General features: G+C 45.0%; 2 protein-coding genes. One reads left to right on the top strand and one right to left on the bottom strand.

What is annotated here, in order from left to right; translation table 11 throughout:
• Nucleotides 1-570 (top strand): Nif3-like dinuclear metal center hexameric protein (locus R7190_RS26640; RefSeq protein WP_318137767.1); only part of this gene is annotated, 570 nt, incomplete at its 5' end.
• A gap of 81 nt (nucleotides 571-651) precedes the next feature.
• On the opposite strand, the gene R7190_RS26635 is transcribed toward R7190_RS26640, so the two are convergent.
• Nucleotides 652-815, bottom strand: a 164-nt coding sequence (locus tag R7190_RS26635) for a citrate/2-methylcitrate synthase (protein ID WP_318137768.1), incomplete at its 5' end; no start/stop codon positions are given.

Below are 815 nucleotides of genomic sequence, written 5' to 3'. Positions count from 1 at the left end.
CATGGTTATTTTTGGAAAGGGGAGCCAGAACCCATTCGCGGTATGAAAGGTAAGCGCATTCGTAGCCTAATTAAAAGTGACATTAATCTGTACGGCTACCATCTACCGCTCGACATTCATCCTGAACTTGGTAACAACGCAGAGCTTGCTCGTCTTCTTGATATTGAAATCGACGGTGGGTTAGAAGGTCATCCGCAGTCTGTCGCCCTATTTGGACGCTTGAAAAAACCGATGACTGGTTCTCAATTTGCGAGCAAGATCAACCAAGTCCTTAATCGAGAGCCTCTACATATCGCTCCAGATAATGCGGAGAAAATGATCGAAACCGTTGCTTGGTGTACTGGCGGTGGACAAGATTTCATTGAACTTGCGGTTCAGCATGGATTAGATGCATTCATTTCTGGCGAAATTTCGGAGCGAACAACTTACACCGCTCGTGAGATGGACATCCACTATTTTGCTGCGGGTCACCATGCAACAGAGCGTTATGGCATCAAAGCACTTGGTAAGTGGTTAGCCGATGAATACGGTTTAGATGTCGAGTTTGTGGATATTGATAATCCAGTGTAGCGTGTATTTTTATCGTTAAAACTAAAAAGGGTTGAGACTTACATCTCAACCCTTTTGTTTATCTGATAACTCTAGTAACGATTATTCGCGCTCATGAAGCGGCGAAAATTCACGTTGCGTCTCGCCTTTGTAAAGCTGACGTGGGCGACCGATACGGTTTAGTGGGTCGCTGTGCATCTCGTTCCAGTGGGCAATCCAACCAATAGTACGAGAAATCGCGAAGATAACCGTAAACATTGATACAG

It is taken from the genome of Vibrio sp. 1078-1, from assembly GCF_033340475.1.
The sequence above is the reverse complement of the archived record's forward strand: the minus strand, read 5'-3'. Positions and strand labels throughout refer to the sequence as shown.